The organism is Ferrovibrio sp. (genome assembly GCF_035304305.1).
Lineage (GTDB): Bacteria > Pseudomonadota > Alphaproteobacteria > Ferrovibrionales > Ferrovibrionaceae > Ferrovibrio.
Window position 1 is genome coordinate 1 of record NZ_DATGQG010000134.1, and the last position, 15,060, is coordinate 15,060.

Below are 15,060 nucleotides of genomic sequence, written 5' to 3' on the forward strand. Positions count from 1 at the left end.
CTGCTCGAGCTGAAATCCGACGAGGTCTACTTTCCGCACATCATCCGCCTGATGGGCCTGCAGCAGACGCCCGACGATCCGGCGGCGGTGGCGGCGCGCAGGGGTGCTGCCGATTTCTACGCGACGATGGAAGATCTGCTCGCCGACGGCCGCCCCTGGCTGGCCGGCACGCGGTACACCTATGCCGACATCGCCTTCTTCATGGCGCAGATCTTCGGCGACCGCATGGGCGCGCCGGTTCCCGCCAGCGCCGCGCGCCTGATCGCCTGGCGCAGCCGGATGTGCGACCGCGGACCGGTGCGCGAGGTCGCCGGCGCGATGGGCCGCTGGCTGAAAGGCATCGGACGGCCGGTGCCGGCGTGGATGGAGAAAGAACTACCGCTTGGTTAGCGCAGGCGGCGGAGCAGCTGACTCTTAATCAGCGGCTCGCGGTACAGGCGCACGACGTCATCGGTTCGCACAATCCTGCGGGAGATCGCCCAGGATGACAGGAACTGTACGACGATGAACGCAGGCGCTGGTCTCCATCGCACCGTCATCCTCGGGCTTGACCCGAGGATCTCAGGCGGGAGGCGCGATATGAGGATATGCCGGCTGAGTCGCCGCCCGGACCGCCCTACCCGCAGAGGTATATGCTCTTAAAACCTGCACAACGAAGCTTCCGGACCGGCGGTCAACTCGGTCGGACGCCAGGGCAAAAGCGACGGGCTGCGATTGACGCCCGGCCGCGCTGTCAGCAGCCTGCCGGCCATCATCATCGCGACAGAAGGTGCGCCTCATGCCTGACATTTCCATCGCCGACAGGCCGGAAGCCGAGCGCCGCTACTACCAGCTGGTCGAGGCCGCCGGCACCGATACCGACCGGCTGCTGCTCGCCATCGCATACGGCATCCGCGAAGCCGGCATGACGACCGATCATCCGCATATCCAGGCGATGCTGGCCTACTGCTCCGCCTACGACGCGTCGGCGCCGGCGGCCGGCGCCGTCAGGATGAAAACGCCGCAGCCTGCCGGTTCCGGACCGACCGTCGGCGTCGACCTGCACTGACCTGTTGCCCGCGGCCTCCGGCCGCCAATAGGATGGGCAGCCTCAGGGCCGCCAGTATCAACTATCGGGAAACCCAGCGTGAGCACCGGAACGGAGATCGCAGACGACATGCAGGGCGGCGCCATCGCCGACACCTTCCTGCATTCGCGCTTTTCCGTCGACCACCTGCCGCAGCAGCAGCGCTTCAGCGTCTGGCGCGAGAGCATCGCCTGCATCTTCGAGGTCGAGCGGCCGGTGCATCGCAGCAGCGAGCCGGACGAGTTCCACGCCACCATCGACGCGCACATGATCGGCTCGCTGATGCTGGCGCGCACCGTCACCCGGGCGCAGATCTGGAAGCGCTCGCCGCTGACCATCGGCCGCGACGGCATGGATCATTTCATGATCCAGCTCTACGACAGCGGCACCCAGCGCTACCGCTGGAAGAACGGCGAGGCCGATATGCCGGCGAACGGCCTCCTGGTCTACGACCTGTCGCGCGAAATGCAGGCCGAGACGACCGATTTCAGCAATATCTCGCTGATCCTGCCGCGGCCGATGATCGAGGATTTCCTGCATACGCCGGACGACCAGCATATGCGTGCCCTCGACGGCCGCGAGCCGCTGGTCGCCCTGCTGCGCGACCACATGCTGGCGCTGGCGCGGCACGCCGCCCGGCTCGATTTCCAGCAGGCCACCGCGATCGCACCGATGACCGCGCAGCTGGCAGCGGCCTGCCTGAACGGCACCTGGCAGGGCACGCCGGGCGAAACGCAGTTCCTCGAGCGCTCGCTGCTGATATCGCTGCGGCGCGACATCGAGGCGCGGCTGGCCGACCCCGCCCTGTCGCCCGCCAGCCTCTGCGAGCATCACGGCCTGTCGCGGACCCGGCTATACGAGCTGTTCGCGCCGCTCGGCGGGGTTTCGGCCTATATCCGCGAACGCCGCCTGCGTGCCGCCCTGCTGGCGCTGGTCGATCCGCAGGCCGCGGACCGGCCGATCAGCGCCATCGCGCGCGCCTCCGGCTTCCGCAGCGACAGCGATTTCAGCCGCGCCTTCCAGCGCCGCTTCGGCCTCAGCCCGCGCGCCGCCCGTCATCACGGCCTGGAGCGGCACAACCAGCTCCAGCCGGCCCAGGTCGATCGCCGCTACGAATACTGGCTGCGCGAACTGGCCCCGTAGGGGCCACGCTACCCGTCACCCGCCACCGCGTTCATCCTGCAGTTCATCCTGCACCCACCGCCATCCTCGGCGCTGAAGATGTGCGTACCGCTCTCCCGAGGCCTGCGCCATCTACCTCAACCCCGCCTTGATCTCGCGCAGCCGCAACTTCATGCAGTTGTCGATCCAGTAGTCGGCGCCACCGCCATAGGCGGCATCGGAGGTCAGCATGTCCTGGCACATCGCCCGGGCGCGCTGCTCGTCGGGCGACAATTGTCTGGCGGGCGGTGTGGGGTTGTGGGCCTGGCAACCGGCCAGCAGAATGATCGATGCCAACAGAAACGCACGATGCATGGCTCCCCCCTTCTTTTTTCTCACCTGCAGGGAAAGCCTAGAGCGGTTCGGCCCGGCGGAGCAAGGCCGCAGGTCATGCGTGCTACCGCATCCGTGACGGGTCGCGTTCGCCGTGCTGGATCATGCGTTCCACGGCGGCGACGAGCTGGGCGTTCTGGTAGGGCTTCTGCACATAGGCGTCGACCGCCACCTGGCGCGCCCGGAGATGGTCGAGTTCGTAGCTGCTGACCATGACGACGCGCAGCCGCGCCAGCTGCGGGTCGCGGCGGATGGCGTTGACCAGCGCCTCGCCATCCATGCGCGGCATGCGGTAATCGGTGACGATCAGGTCGGGGACATGACGCCTGAGTTCGGCCAGCGCCTCCTCGCCGTCGGCGGCATGCAGGGTGACATGCCCCTCCGCTTCCAGCAGGTCGCAGATCGTCAGCGCCAGCAGCGTGTCGTCTTCCACGACCAGAATCCTGGCCATCCCTCGTCGCTTCGCTCCCTGCCGTCTCCCCGGGCCGGCGGCATGGATGGCCGCGTCGGGCGAGAGCGCAACCGGCCGCGATCACGCCGGTTCCGCCTTCCCGCCAGTTGTTTCGAATTTGCCCCAGTACCGGATGCGGACAGTCAGCCGGCGGAGTGTCAGAAGCGCGTCTGGACCTCAGGCGGCCTGTCGCGTCACCAGACGGCCGGCGCTGGCGCCGGTGACACCTTCGCCCTCGCGATAGGCGGAGACGCCGTTGACCCAGACCTCGACGATGCCCTTCGCCGGCGTTTTCGGCATGGTGAAGGTGGCAGTGTCGATCACGGTCTCTGGATCGAACAGCACAAGGTCGGCAAAGGCGCCCTCGCGCAGCACGCCGCGGTCCTTCATGCCGAAGACGCCGGCGGTCAGGCCGGTCATCTTGTGCACCGCCTGCTCCAGCGTGATCAGGCCCAGCTCGCGCGCGTAATGCCCGAGCACGCGGGGAAAGGTGCCCCAGAGGCGCGGATGCGGCATGTCGTTGCTCGGAATTCCGTCGGAGCCGATCATGCTGCGCGGATGGGCGAGGATGCGGCGCACGTCGTCCTCATGCATGAAGAAATAGATCGCCGCCGCGGGCAGCAGGCGCTTCGCCGCCTCGACCGGATCGACGCCCCATTCGGCAGCGATGTCGTTCAGCATCCGGCCGGCCATCTCGGGATGCGGCTCGGACGAGCTGATCTGGATCGGCAGATTGGCGCTCACGCGATCCGGCATCAGCGCGGTAGAACCAGCCGGATAGGGATAGACGTCGAAACCCACCTTCTGGGCCTTCACCGCCTCGTCGATGCGGGCGAGCGCCTCCGCCGAGCGGCCGAAATTCTGCGGCAGCATGCATTTGAGATGGCTGATCACCACGGCCGAGCCGGTGTCGCGGCCGATCTTCAGCGTCTCCTCGATGCTGTCGAGCACGCCGTCGCCCTCGTCGCGCATGTGGGTCACATAGAGGCCGCCATGGTCGCGCAGCGCCTCGGCCACGGCGATCACCTCGTCGGTCGGCGCATGCCGGCTCGGCGGATACCACAGGCCGGTGGAGAATCCCGAGCCGCCCTGGCTCAGCGCTTCGGTCAGCCGCTCCTTCATCCGCGCGGCCTCCTTGTCGGTGGCCGGTCGCTCGATGTCGTGGTCCATCGCCTCCACCCGCAGCGACATATGGCCGATCAGCGCGTAGGTATTCACCGCCGGCGGATTGCGGCGCAGACGCTCGGCGTAGTCGGCGAAGCTCGGATAGGCCCAGGCCTCGGTACCGCCGACCAGATCGAGCGGCGCCGGCGGGCGCTTCGTCATCCGCGCCGGCGCGAGGCTGATGCCGCAATTGCCCGTCACCACCGTGGTGACGCCCTGCGACAGCTTGCAGGTCATGCACTCGGGACCGCAGAGCACGGCATGGTCGTCATGGGTATGGGCATCGATGAAGCCGGGCGCCAGCACCCTGCCCGCCGCCTGTATTTCGCGCTCGCCGGCGGCGGCGGAGAGATCGCCCAGCGCGGCAATGCGGTCGCCCTCGACGGCAAGATCGCCGCGGCGGGCCCCGGCGCCGCTGCCGTCGATCAGCAGGGCATCGCGGATGATGAGGTCGTAACGGCGCGTCATGAGACTTCCTTCATTCGGTTTTTGCGTCCTGGGGAAAACTGATGGTGAAGCGCGTGCCTTCCCATTCGCGGCTGGAGATCGCGATGGCACCGCCCAGCACCTGGCTGACGAGATTGTAGACGATGTGCAGCCCCAGTCCGGTGCCGCCCGCGCCGCGCTTGGTGGTGAAGAACGGGTCGAAGACCTTGGGCAGGAATTCTTCCGCGATGCCGTGGCCGTTGTCGCTGAACTCGATGGAGACGCGGCCGGGCCGCGGCTGCGTCACCACGATACGGATGCGGCCGGGCTCCTCGCGGCCCTCGAAGGCGTGCTGCACGGCATTCATCACCAGGTTGGTGACGATCTGGCCGAAGGCGCCGGGCCGGTTGCGGATGACGAGATCCTCGGGACAGTCGATCTCCACCCGGTGCCGCACCTTGCGCAGCGCCGGCGCCAGCGACAGCATCAGTTCGCGCAGGTATTCCGCCACCCGGAAGCTGCGTATCTCGTCGTTGCTCTGGTCGGCGGCGATCTGCTTGAAGGCCTGGATCAGGCGCGCCGCGCGCGTCAGGTTGGCCTCCATGATGCGGTTCGCCTCGGTCGCGCTCTCGAGGAAATCCTGCAGGTGGCTGCGCGACAGATCGCCGGTGCTGAAGGCGCCGGCCAGTTTCGCAATCTCGTCGCTCATATGCGAGGCGGCCGACACGCCGATCCCGAGCGGGGTGGATATTTCGTGGCTCATGCCGGCCACCAGCGAGCCGAGCGAGGCCATCTTCTCCGCCATCACCAGGTTGGCCTGGGCGTCGCGCAGCTCGGCCAGCGCGCGCTCCGCCTCCTCCTTGGCCCGGCGGAGATCGTCCTCCATGCGGCGGCGCGCGGTGATGTTGGTGCGCACCACGACCAGATCGCCGGCCGGTGTGATGCGTTCATGCACCAGGAACCATTCGCCGGCCCTGGTGCGGATCTCGATCATGCGTTCGGGAATGCGGCGGCGGGTCTGACCGGCAACCGCCGTCGAGCCGGGGCCGGTTTCCGCCGGATCGAACACGCCGCGCTCGTAGGCGCGCGCCAGCAGTTCCTCGTAGCTCATGCCGATGGTCTGGTCGACGGTGAGGCCGTAGAGCGCGGCGAAGCGGCTGGAGCAGATGGCGATGCGGTCGCTGGCGTCGTAGAGCGCGAAGCCGTCGCCGGCCACCTCCACGGAATGCCGCAGCCTGCGATGCAGGGCGTAGCGCTCGGTCGCATCCGAGATGACCATGGCGAGCGAGCCGTCCGGCAGATGGCCGAGCGTGAATTCGAGCACCTTGCCCGTGCTGGAGAGTCGGGCCGACAGGCTGCTGGCCTGTCCCTGCACCAGACGCCGGATATGCTGCCGGATATCGTCGGCGCCGAGCTGGCCGAACTCATTCCGCTCCACCAGCGCCTGGATCAGCACCTCGTAATGGTCGCCCGGCCTGAAGGCATCCAGCGGCAGCGCCAGAAGCTCGATGGCGCGCCGGTTGATGCTGTGAAGGTGCCGGTCGGGCGAAAACAGCAGCACCCCGACCTGCAGCGCATCCAGCGCCCAGGCCTGGTATTCAGTGCGCCGGCTGGTTTCCTGCCGGGCCGAGGTCAGCGCCTCGGTCATGCGCCGCGCTTCCTGCTGCGCCAGGTAGGTCAGGCGCCGCTCGGCCTTGAAGCGACGCATGCCCATCAGGCCGAGGCCGTTGCCGGCAGCGACCATCACGGTGACGACGACCACCACGTCGAGGGGGATGCCGAACCAGAACAGGCCGATGCCGAGCGTCCCCAGGGTCAGGAAGGCCGCATTGAACAGGATCGCCAGCGCCGGGATCGGCATCAGCAGGTAGTAGGTCAGCAGCACCGCGAAGATCAGCGCGCCGAGGTAGTTGGGCGGCGGCGCCGCAATCATCCAGGTGACCAGGATCAGGATGGTGAACCCGAAGGTGGCGATGGTGCCGACGGAATGCAGCCGCCGCGCGGTCTGCATCTTGGGGACGATGGTGATGAGCCCGATCCCGAATATGAGGCCGAGCAGGCGGATCGCCAGCGCCCACTGGAAACGGTCGTTGAAGCCGTGCAGGCGGAAGTCGCGGAGGGCCAGCAGGACGAAGGCAGCGGTAGCTGCGATGAAGCAGGCCTGCATCATGCTCCGCACGGCCGGCAGCCGGCCGTCGCGGTAGCGGGCTTCGACCTCGGGATCGCGGAATTCGCCGGTCCAACCGAGCGCCTCTCCGGCCTCTCCGGCCTGCGGCGCGCCAGCCCTGAATGGTACCTGCAACATCACGGCAGATTATGCCCGCGGCCCGGTCCGGCCAAGGCAAAGCAACCGGGCAAGTTTTGCCGGGTCATCCCGGCACTGGCCCTGAGGTCGAGAAGAAACAATCACTTGCCGTCCGATCGCGTCCGGCATGGCGCTTGCAAAGTACCGGCCGGGATTTTCTGCCGGGATGCCATCGTCCCGGCCTTGCGACTGACAGGAGCCGTCCATGACCTTTTATGGCGCACTCGGAACCGCCGTCCAGGGCATCACCGCCCAGGCCGCCGCCATCGGGCATATCTCCGACAACGTCTCGAACGCCACGACCAAGGGCTACAAGCAGGTCAGCACCCTTTTCTCGGATCTGGTCTTCAACAAGGTGGCCGGCGAAAGCCCGGTGATGGATTCCAACCGCCATATGGGTGTCACCAGCATCGCCGATTTCAATAACCGCAAGCAGGGCACCATCGTCGGCAACGGCAACCTGAGCTCGATTGCGGTGAACGGCAACGGCTTCATCCCGGTGGCGCGGGCCACCGGCATAAATTCGGCCACCGGCGAGCCGACCGGTTTCGAAACCGCGACCTACTACACCCGTCTGGGCGATTTCCGCCTCGACATCACCAACCGCCTGGTGAATTCGGCCGGCGATTACCTGCTTGCCGCCGCGCCCGGACAGACCAACCGGGTGAGCGACTTCGTCGTCGACGATTCCCCGATTGCGGCGATACCGACCACCAGCGTGGACTACCAGGTGAACCTGCCGGGCGCCGCCCAGGTCGGTCGCACCTATGCCAACGGCATCGGCATCATCGATGCGGCGGGCAACGAGCGCAATTTCCAGCTCTACTGGGAAAAGACCGGCACCGATACCTGGGACCTGACCATCAACACCGCCGGCGGCACGCCGGCCAGCTTCGGTCCGGTCACCGTCACCTTCCTGAATGGTGCGCTGGATACCATGACGACCACCGATCCCGCGCTTGCCGTCACCGGCGCCGGTGCGGCCACCGTCACCCTCTCCCCGAATTTCGGCAGCGGCGCCCAGGCGCTGACGCTCAATCTCGGCACCTTCGGCGGCGGCTTCGACCCGCAGGCAACGAGCGGCCTGACCCAGTATTCGAGCCAGACCACCGATCTCAGCAACGTCAACCTGCGTCAGAACGGCCTGCCGGGCGGCGAGTTCAGCTACGTCTCGATCCAGGAAGACGGCCAGATCATCTACAACTACACCAATGGCCGCAGTCAGGTCGGCGGCCAGCTGCTGCTGGCCAATTTCCCCGAGCCGGACCGGCTGGATCGGGTCAGCGGAACGGCGTTCCTGGCCAGCGGCGTCTCGGGTGATCCCGTTTTCGGCGTTCCGGGCGATCCTGACGGCACCACCGGCCTCGGCCCCCTTGTCAGCGCCGCGGTCGAGGAGTCGAATGTGGACGTGGCCGAGCAGATGACGCGCCTGATCGTGGCGCAGCAGGCCTATTCGATGAACGGGCAGATCATCACGACGGCCAATGAGATGCTGTCCAGCGCCCTTGACATGAAACGCTGACGCCGGTTGCTAACCCACCGCCCTATTCCGCCGCACAGCGCGTACGGCGCGCCAGGATCGTATAACGGCAGGTCAGGTCGGGGCCACGCGGCTGCGCGAGCCGGAACACGTCGCCTTCGAGGCGGCGGGCGGCAAAGCCGTTGGAGAACTGCAGCCAGCCCAGGGAATCGAAATGCGCCGTGACGCCGGTGGTGAAGACCAGTTCGCGGCGCCGGTTCTTCGACACCCGGTGCTTGCCGTTGAATTCCAGCGTGCCGTCGGCGAATTCCCGGATTACCGTATCGTCGCTGCATATGGCCATTTTCGGATCGTCGGTCAGGCGGCAGCTGAAGGGGATTCCCTCCACCGGCTGCCCCGCGATCAGAATGGCGAAAATGGTTGCTTCCATCAGATTCATGGCACTCCTCGCAGGCGGCCGGAGCCTAGCATGACGGCCGGATTCCGGGAACCAATCCCCCTGCTTGCGGCTTGATGGAGCGCACGCTGCACAGCCCTGCGCGCCCCGCAGAACAGGAGGAAACGATGAAAGTCAGCGACGCCATGAGCCGCGATGTCCGCGTCATAGCCCCGGACCAGAGCATCGCCGAAGCCGCCCAGATCATGGCCGAGATCGATGCCGGCAGCCTGCCGGTGGGTGACAATGACCGGCTGGTCGGCATGCTGACCGATCGCGACATCGCCATCCGCGCCGTAGCCAAGAAATCCGGACCGGATACCAAGGTGCGCGACGTCATGAGCACGGACGTGAAATACTGCTTCGAGGACGAGACGATCGAGCATGTGGCCGAGAACATGGGCGACATGCAGCTGCGCCGCCTGCCTGTGGTCAACCGCGAGAAGCGCCTGGTCGGAATCGTGTCGATCGGCGATATCGGCAACGTGAAGCCTGGCCGCGCCGGCGAGGCGCTGAAGCGGGTCGCCTCGCCCGGCGGACTGCACCGCCAGTCCATGGACGGCATGCGGTGAGCTACGCGAAATAATCCCGGATGCGCGCCGCGACGGCGGGATCGTCGCACTGGTAGCGCGCGGCGATCATGCCTTCGGCGACGCGCAGGATTTCCGCCCTGGCCTGGAACTCGATGCGGAAAGCGGGATTGCGCACGACCACTACAAGCGGCAGCCGCATGCCGGTCTCCAGGCTGACATCGCAGGGTCCGAACATCAGGCCGGCCGGACTCCAGTTGCGCAGCGGCACGCGGACATCCTGAACCAGAACATGATCTTCCGGTCCGCCGGCGCCGCGCTGCGCCACGCGCGAGCCGAGCGGCTTGACCACCGTCGCCAGCTTGTCGCGGAAGAGCTGCAGATAGGCCGATTTGCGCGCCGGCGGCATCTCGGCCCGCATTAGCCGTTCCGAAATCGCGGCGGCAAGCTCGGCAAAGTCCTCACGCGTGGCCTTGGGCGAGATGAAGGTCGTCCTGAAATCCCGGGCGTCGAGGTAATGTCCGATGATGCCGAGCAGTTCGAACCGCGCCGCCGCGTCGGCGATCTCGTGATTCAGCTGCAGCAGGAAAAGCAGCTTGCGGGCGAGATCCGGCTCCTTGGCCAGGATCGGGTTGAGCAGCTCCGGCGTCGCGAACCGCGCCAGCCGGCGATCGAGCGCCGCAATGAGGGGCTCGTCCGCGGCCAGCAGCTCGACGCGGGCGATGCGCCGCTTGAGGGCAAGCAACGCCTCCCACTCCTGTTTCGGCTCCGCGGCGAAGAGCGGCGACGTGCCGCCCAGCATCTCGGTCAGGCGCGCGCGCATGGCCGCCTGCGTCAGTGGCAGGCCGGGCAGGCCATTGGCCGCCTGCAACCGTGCCATCACCGGCGTGACGGCCGCACCGGTGGGCTTCGCCTCCAGCACTGACAGGCAGAGCTCGATCATCGCGCGGCGGTTGGCGTCCTCGCCGAAGATCGAGGCAGCGGCGGGCTTGAGGCGCAGGATTTCGGACAGGGTCTGATCCGCCATGGAGCGCACCTCGCCCTCGATGCCGGTCTCAATCACATCGAGGCAGAACGCCGCCTGCGCGGCCAGGCTGCCCTGCGCCTTGAGCAGGCGGACGAAGGCCACGCCCGCCCGGACCCATTCGTCGAGATTTCTGCCCGCCAGCAGGCCGCCGGCAACAGCTTCGGGCAGGTCCGTGAGCGCCGCCGGCAGACCGGCGGCCTGGGTCTCAACCCGCTTCATCGCCGCTTCGGCCAGCGCGGTCAGTTCCTTCATGCGTTCGGAAACCGGCCGCCGCGTATGCTGGCCCTGCAGCAGCGCGACACGCTGCAGCAATTCCTGGAAACGGGCGCCGTCGTTCAGCAGCGCCCGGTGCTGGGCGGGATCGAAGACCAGTTCGGCAGCCGTGATGCCGTGGCGCTCCAGGTAGGAACGTCCGACCTCGAATATCAGCTCGCGCGCCGGATCGGCGAATGCCTCGGCTTCGGTTTCACAGAACATGGGGAATCGGTTCAGAAGAGAGAGCAGCCTGCCTGCTCAATCCCATACCCGCGGGAGGCGCAATCCTCAAGCGCTCTGTTCTGGAGCACAACTTAGACGCGTTTGAATGACTGGCGGCGGCGTCAGCGGCCGATCCAGTTTTCCCGCTCCGGTTCGGGAACCAGGTCGTCGGTATCCCAGCTGAGGAACAGCAGCAGTACCCAGTCCTTCTTGTGCGCGAAGCCGTAGACCGGATCCAGCGACTGGATCATCAGGCCGGTCTTCGCATTGTAGGCGGTCGCGCCGACCTTCACGACGCCCTGGCGGGTATCGCGCTTGAACAGGGCGATCTCGGGGACCTCTATCGGGCCGGCCAGGGGCACCGGGATGCCGAAATCCGGCGTGCCGACCAGCACCTTGTTGCGGTCGATCGACATGGCGCCGACCCGCGGCTCGATGACCACGTCGGCCGCCGCCTTGCTGTCGACGATATCGTTGCCGCGCCGCAGGAGGCGGTCGCGGATCGTGCTGACCAGATATCTGCTGTCGGTGCCCTCCACATAGGAGTCATCGACGAACACCCGGCTGCCCTCGGGCAGCTGGAAGACCAGCTGATCGGCCGCGCGCTCGGCGGCGGCGGAGAACAGCAGCTGCTCGGTCGCGGTGCGGCCGGGCTCGCTCTCCCGGTGCGTCGAGCAGCCGGCGAGCAGAAGCGGGAACAGCAGGAGAAGGGCGAAGCGGGCGGAAGACGACGGCAACATGGATGCTAAGGCTGCAGGATCAAAACGGCAGAAAAATGGCGGATTGCGTCGAACAACCCGCCATCGCAGGGCTTGATCCGCAATGCCGGCTAGCTGGCCAGCTTCCTTTTCAGCAGCTCGTTCACCACGGCCGGATTGGCCTTGCCGCCCGAAGCCTTCATCGTCTGGCCGACGAAGAAGCCGAACAGCTTATCCTTGCCGGAGCGGTATTCGGCAACCTTGTCGGCATTGGCCGCCATCACCTCGTCGATCACCTTCTCGATCGCGCCGGTATCGGTCACCTGCCGCATGCCCTTCTCGTCGACGATGGTCGCGGCATCCTTGCCGGTTTCCACCATCAGCGCGAAGACATCCTTGGCCAGGCGGTTGGAGATCGTGTTGTCGGCGATCAGGTCGATCAGGCCGCCGAGCTTCTCCGGCGTGATCGGAAACTCGGCCATCGACTTGCCCGACTTGTTCAGCGCGCCGAAATACTCGGTGATCACCCAGTTGGCGCAGAGCTTGCCGTCTCGGCCCTTGGCGACGGCCTCGTAAAAGTCGGCCGACTCCTTCTCGGCCACAAGGACCGAGGCGTCATAGGGACTCAGGCCCAGCTTCTCGATGAAGCGCGCCTTCTTCTCGTCGGGCAGCTCCGGCAGCGTCGCCTTGATCTGATCGACCCAGCTCTGCTCGAATTCCAGCGGCAGCAGGTCGGGATCGGGGAAGTAGCGGTAGTCATGCGCCTCTTCCTTGGAGCGCATGGACCGCGTCACGCCCTTGGAGGTGTCGAACAGCCGCGTCTCCTGGTCGATGCTGCCGCCCTCTTCCAGGATCTCGATCTGGCGGCGGGCCTCGTACTCGATCGCCTGCTGCACGAAGCGCACGGAGTTGACGTTCTTGATCTCGCAGCGCGTGCCCAGCGGGCCGCCCGGCCGGCGCACCGACACGTTGACGTCGGCGCGCATGGAGCCTTCCTCCATGTTGCCGTCGCAGGTGCCGAGATAGCGCAGGATGGTGCGCAGCTTCTTCAGATACAGGCCGGCTTCCTCGGCGCTGCGCATGTCGGGCTCCGACACGATTTCCATCAGCGCCACGCCCGAGCGGTTCAGGTCGATGAAGCTCTCGCGCGGACTCTGGTCATGCAGGCTCTTGCCCGCATCCTGCTCCGGATGCAGGCGCGTGATGCCGATCTCGCGGGTCGAGCCGTCGGGCATGTCGAGCAGCAGTTTGCCCTCGCCCACGATCGGCTGCTTGTACTGGCTGATCTGGTAGCCCTGCGGCAGGTCGGCGTAGAAGTAGTTTTTGCGGTCAAAAACCGAATGCAGGTTGATCTTCGCCTTCAGCCCGAGGCCGGTGCGCACTGCCTGCTCGACGCAGTAGGCGTTGATCACCGGCAGCATGCCCGGCATGGCGGCATCGACCAGACTGACCTGGTGGTTCGGCTCGGCGCCGAATTCCGTCGAGGCGCCGGAGAAGAGCTTCGACTTCGACGTGACCTGGGCATGCACTTCCATGCCGATGACGATTTCCCACGGGCCGGTGGCGCCCTGGATGTAGTTCTTCTCGCTGTTGGGAACGCTGCTCATCCTACTGCCTCCACCACGCATCCGGGCGTGCGGTGAAATTCGCCGCCTTCTCGACGGCGCGGCCGACGCGCAGCACGGTCGCCTCGTCGAAGGCGCGGCCGATCACCTGCAGGCCGAGCGGCAGCCCCTCGCCGTTCAGGCCGGCCGGCACCGAGAGGCCCGGCAGGCCGGCGAGGTTGATCGGTACGGTGAAGACGTCGTTGAGATACATCGCCACCGGATCGTCGTTCTTGCGGCCCACGGGGAAAGCCGCATTCGGCGCGGTCGGCGTCAGGATCGCATCGACCCTCTGGAAGGCTTCCTCGAAATCGCGCTTGATCAGTGTGCGCACCCGCTGCGCCTTGGTGTAGTAGGCGTCGTAGTAGCCGGCCGAGAGCACATAGGTGCCGATCATGATGCGGCGCTGCACCTCGCGGCCAAAGCCTTCGCCGCGGGTATTCTCGTACATCTCGATCAGGTCCTTGCCCGGCACGCGCAGGCCGTAGCGGACGCCGTCATAGCGCGCGAGGTTGGACGAGGCTTCCGCCGGCGCAACGATGTAATAGGCCGGCAGGGCGTAATGGGTGTGCGGCAGCGAGATGTCGATGACCTCCGCCCCCGCCTCCTTCAGCCATTCCTTGCCCCTGGTCCAGAGCGCCTCGATCTCCTTGTCCATCCCGTCCATGCGGTATTCGCGCGGGATGCCGATGCGCAGGCCCTTCACGCCGGCCTCGAGCGAGGCGGTGTAGTCCGGCACCGGAAGATCGACGCAGGTGCTGTCCTTCGGGTCGAAACCCGCCATGGCCTGCAGCATCAGCGCGGCATCGCGCACGCTGCGGGTCATCGGCCCGGCCTGGTCGAGCGAGGAGGCAAACGCCACGATGCCCCAGCGCGAAACGCGGCCATAGGTCGGCTTGATGCCGGTGATGCCGCAGAGCGCAGCCGGCTGGCGGATCGAGCCGCCGGTATCGGTGCCGGTGGCGCCGAGCGCGAAGCCCGCGGCGACAGCAGCCGCCGAGCCGCCCGAGGAGCCGCCGGGGACCAGCCTGGTGCCGTCCTTGGCGCGCCAGGGATTGATCACCGGGCCGTAATAGCTGGTCTCGTTCGACGAGCCCATGGCGAATTCGTCGAGGTTCAGCTTGCCCAGCATCACCGCGCCCTGCTTCCACAGATTGGCGGTGGCGGTGCTCTCGTAGGTCGGATGGAAGCCGTCGAGGATGTGGCTGGCAGCCGTCGTCAGCACGCCCTCGGTGCAGAACAGGTCCTTGATGGCGAGCGGGATGCCGTCCAGCAGGCCGGCCTCGCCCTTCGCCCGGCGGGCATCGGACGCCTTCGCCATCTCCAGCGCCTTTTCCGGCGTCTCGGTGATCATGGCGTTCAGCGGCTTGGCTGCCTGCATGGCCGACACGCAGGCCTCGGTCAGTTCGACCGACGTGAAATCCTTCTTCGCCAGGCCTTCCAGCGCGGCGGAAATGGTCAGGGTTGCCGGATCGATGCTCATCACTCGATCACCTTCGGCACGGTGTAGAAGTCGCCCTGGCGCTGGGGCGCGTTCTTCAGCACCGCCTCGGGATTGCCGCCATCGGTCACCTCGTCGGGACGCTGGCGCAGCTTCATCGGCCGGACCGAGGTCATCGGCTCGACATTGTCGGTGTTCACCGCCTGCAGTTCCTCGACGAAAGACAGGATGCGGTTCAGTTCGCCGGTCATGGCGTCCAGCCGCTCGGGGTCCATCTTCAGCCGGGCCAGTTTGGCGATTTTCGCCACGGCCGTTCTATCCAGTGACATACGCTGTCCGTTCCGTGCTCAGGTCGCTATAATGCGGGGGAATCCCCTTGAAATGGCGGCGGAAAGTACCATTCGTGACCGGGCCCGGCAACCCTGCTCCCCCTGCGGCTGACGCGCCGAAAAAGGCGCCTT

Annotated in this window: 15 protein-coding genes; 5 read left to right on the forward strand and 10 right to left on the reverse strand. The window is 66.7% G+C overall.

Going from position 1 to position 15,060, the window contains the following annotated elements; all coding sequences use genetic code 11:
- The 3 genes from VKZ87_RS15135 to VKZ87_RS15145 all read left to right on the forward strand — a co-directional run.
- On the forward strand, positions 1-390 hold a 390-nt coding region (locus VKZ87_RS15135), incomplete at its 5' end, for a glutathione binding-like protein (RefSeq protein ID WP_324222099.1).
- 388 nt (positions 391-778) lie between these two features.
- Complete coding sequence (locus tag VKZ87_RS15140) at positions 779-1,048, forward strand: hypothetical protein (RefSeq protein ID WP_324222100.1); 270 nt, start codon at positions 779-781, stop codon at positions 1,046-1,048.
- A gap of 78 nt (positions 1,049-1,126) precedes the next feature.
- Positions 1,127-2,209 carry a helix-turn-helix domain-containing protein gene (locus tag VKZ87_RS15145; protein ID WP_324222101.1) on the forward strand — a complete coding sequence of 361 codons (1,083 nt, stop codon included), beginning with the start codon at positions 1,127-1,129 and terminating at the stop codon, positions 2,207-2,209.
- 111 nt (positions 2,210-2,320) lie between these two features.
- Here the strand turns inward: VKZ87_RS15145 and VKZ87_RS15150 are convergent, their stop codons facing one another.
- From VKZ87_RS15150 to VKZ87_RS15165, 4 genes are all read right to left on the reverse strand, one after another.
- Positions 2,321-2,542 (reverse strand): hypothetical protein, encoded by a 222-nt coding sequence (locus VKZ87_RS15150; RefSeq protein ID WP_324222102.1) that lies wholly within the window; start codon positions 2,540-2,542, stop codon positions 2,321-2,323.
- Between the two features lie 82 nt (positions 2,543-2,624).
- The gene (locus tag VKZ87_RS15155) at positions 2,625-3,011 is read right to left on the reverse strand and encodes a response regulator (protein ID WP_324222103.1); all 387 of its coding nucleotides are present in this window, start codon (positions 3,009-3,011) and stop codon (positions 2,625-2,627) included.
- 177 nt (positions 3,012-3,188) lie between these two features.
- Complete coding sequence (locus tag VKZ87_RS15160; RefSeq protein WP_324222104.1) at positions 3,189-4,643, reverse strand: D-aminoacylase; 1,455 nt, start codon at positions 4,641-4,643, stop codon at positions 3,189-3,191.
- Positions 4,644-4,653: 10 nt separating this feature from the next.
- Complete coding sequence (locus tag VKZ87_RS15165) at positions 4,654-6,906, reverse strand: PAS-domain containing protein (protein WP_324222105.1); 2,253 nt, start codon at positions 6,904-6,906, stop codon at positions 4,654-4,656.
- Between the two features lie 205 nt (positions 6,907-7,111).
- Between VKZ87_RS15165 and VKZ87_RS15170 the strand changes: the two genes are divergently transcribed.
- A complete protein-coding gene (locus VKZ87_RS15170; RefSeq protein WP_324222106.1) occupies positions 7,112-8,428 on the forward strand; it encodes a flagellar hook-basal body complex protein in 1,317 nt (438 codons plus the stop codon).
- 22 nt (positions 8,429-8,450) lie between these two features.
- Here VKZ87_RS15170 and VKZ87_RS15175 read toward each other — a convergent pair whose 3' ends face one another.
- Positions 8,451-8,825 carry a hypothetical protein gene (locus tag VKZ87_RS15175; RefSeq protein WP_324222107.1) on the reverse strand — a complete coding sequence of 125 codons (375 nt, stop codon included), beginning with the start codon at positions 8,823-8,825 and terminating at the stop codon, positions 8,451-8,453.
- 125 nt (positions 8,826-8,950) lie between these two features.
- On the opposite strand from VKZ87_RS15175, the gene VKZ87_RS15180 reads away from it, so the two are divergent.
- On the forward strand, positions 8,951-9,394 hold the full coding sequence (locus tag VKZ87_RS15180; RefSeq protein WP_324222108.1) for a CBS domain-containing protein: 444 nt from the start codon (positions 8,951-8,953) through the stop codon (positions 9,392-9,394).
- A gap of 1 nt (position 9,395) precedes the next feature.
- Here VKZ87_RS15180 and VKZ87_RS15185 read toward each other — a convergent pair whose 3' ends face one another.
- From VKZ87_RS15185 to gatC, 5 genes are all read right to left on the reverse strand, one after another.
- Positions 9,396-10,856 carry a hypothetical protein gene (locus VKZ87_RS15185; RefSeq protein ID WP_324222109.1) on the reverse strand — a complete coding sequence of 487 codons (1,461 nt, stop codon included), beginning with the start codon at positions 10,854-10,856 and terminating at the stop codon, positions 9,396-9,398.
- 122 nt (positions 10,857-10,978) lie between these two features.
- Positions 10,979-11,596 carry a DUF6655 family protein gene (locus VKZ87_RS15190; protein WP_324222110.1) on the reverse strand — a complete coding sequence of 206 codons (618 nt, stop codon included), beginning with the start codon at positions 11,594-11,596 and terminating at the stop codon, positions 10,979-10,981.
- Between the two features lie 89 nt (positions 11,597-11,685).
- On the reverse strand, positions 11,686-13,161 hold the full coding sequence (gene gatB / locus VKZ87_RS15195) for an Asp-tRNA(Asn)/Glu-tRNA(Gln) amidotransferase subunit GatB (RefSeq protein WP_324222111.1): 1,476 nt from the start codon (positions 13,159-13,161) through the stop codon (positions 11,686-11,688).
- A 1-nt stretch (position 13,162) separates the two neighbouring features.
- The gene (gene gatA, locus VKZ87_RS15200; protein ID WP_324222112.1) at positions 13,163-14,641 is read right to left on the reverse strand and encodes an Asp-tRNA(Asn)/Glu-tRNA(Gln) amidotransferase subunit GatA; all 1,479 of its coding nucleotides are present in this window, start codon (positions 14,639-14,641) and stop codon (positions 13,163-13,165) included.
- Positions 14,641-14,928 (reverse strand): Asp-tRNA(Asn)/Glu-tRNA(Gln) amidotransferase subunit GatC, encoded by a 288-nt coding sequence (gatC, locus tag VKZ87_RS15205; protein ID WP_324222113.1) that lies wholly within the window; start codon positions 14,926-14,928, stop codon positions 14,641-14,643. Before gatC ends, gatA begins: the two co-directional genes overlap by 1 nt.
- Positions 14,929-15,060 lie beyond the last annotated feature (132 nt).

Coding starts and splice junctions, on each gene's coding strand:
- VKZ87_RS15140 (WP_324222100.1), top strand. CDS start 779: ATGCCTGACATTTCCATCGCCGACAGGCCGGAAGCCGAGCGCCGCTAC.
- VKZ87_RS15150 (WP_324222102.1), bottom strand. CDS start 2,542: ATGCATCGTGCGTTTCTGTTGGCATCGATCATTCTGCTGGCCGGTTGC.
- VKZ87_RS15155 (WP_324222103.1), bottom strand. CDS start 3,011: ATGGCCAGGATTCTGGTCGTGGAAGACGACACGCTGCTGGCGCTGACG.
- VKZ87_RS15160 (WP_324222104.1), bottom strand. CDS start 4,643: ATGACGCGCCGTTACGACCTCATCATCCGCGATGCCCTGCTGATCGAC.
- VKZ87_RS15165 (WP_324222105.1), bottom strand. CDS start 6,906: ATGTTGCAGGTACCATTCAGGGCTGGCGCGCCGCAGGCCGGAGAGGCC.
- VKZ87_RS15170 (WP_324222106.1), top strand. CDS start 7,112: ATGACCTTTTATGGCGCACTCGGAACCGCCGTCCAGGGCATCACCGCC.
- VKZ87_RS15175 (WP_324222107.1), bottom strand. CDS start 8,825: ATGAATCTGATGGAAGCAACCATTTTCGCCATTCTGATCGCGGGGCAG.
- VKZ87_RS15180 (WP_324222108.1), top strand. CDS start 8,951: ATGAAAGTCAGCGACGCCATGAGCCGCGATGTCCGCGTCATAGCCCCG.
- VKZ87_RS15185 (WP_324222109.1), bottom strand. CDS start 10,856: ATGTTCTGTGAAACCGAAGCCGAGGCATTCGCCGATCCGGCGCGCGAG.
- VKZ87_RS15190 (WP_324222110.1), bottom strand. CDS start 11,596: ATGTTGCCGTCGTCTTCCGCCCGCTTCGCCCTTCTCCTGCTGTTCCCG.
- gatB (WP_324222111.1), bottom strand. CDS start 13,161: ATGAGCAGCGTTCCCAACAGCGAGAAGAACTACATCCAGGGCGCCACC.
- gatA (WP_324222112.1), bottom strand. CDS start 14,641: ATGAGCATCGATCCGGCAACCCTGACCATTTCCGCCGCGCTGGAAGGC.
- gatC (WP_324222113.1), bottom strand. CDS start 14,928: ATGTCACTGGATAGAACGGCCGTGGCGAAAATCGCCAAACTGGCCCGG.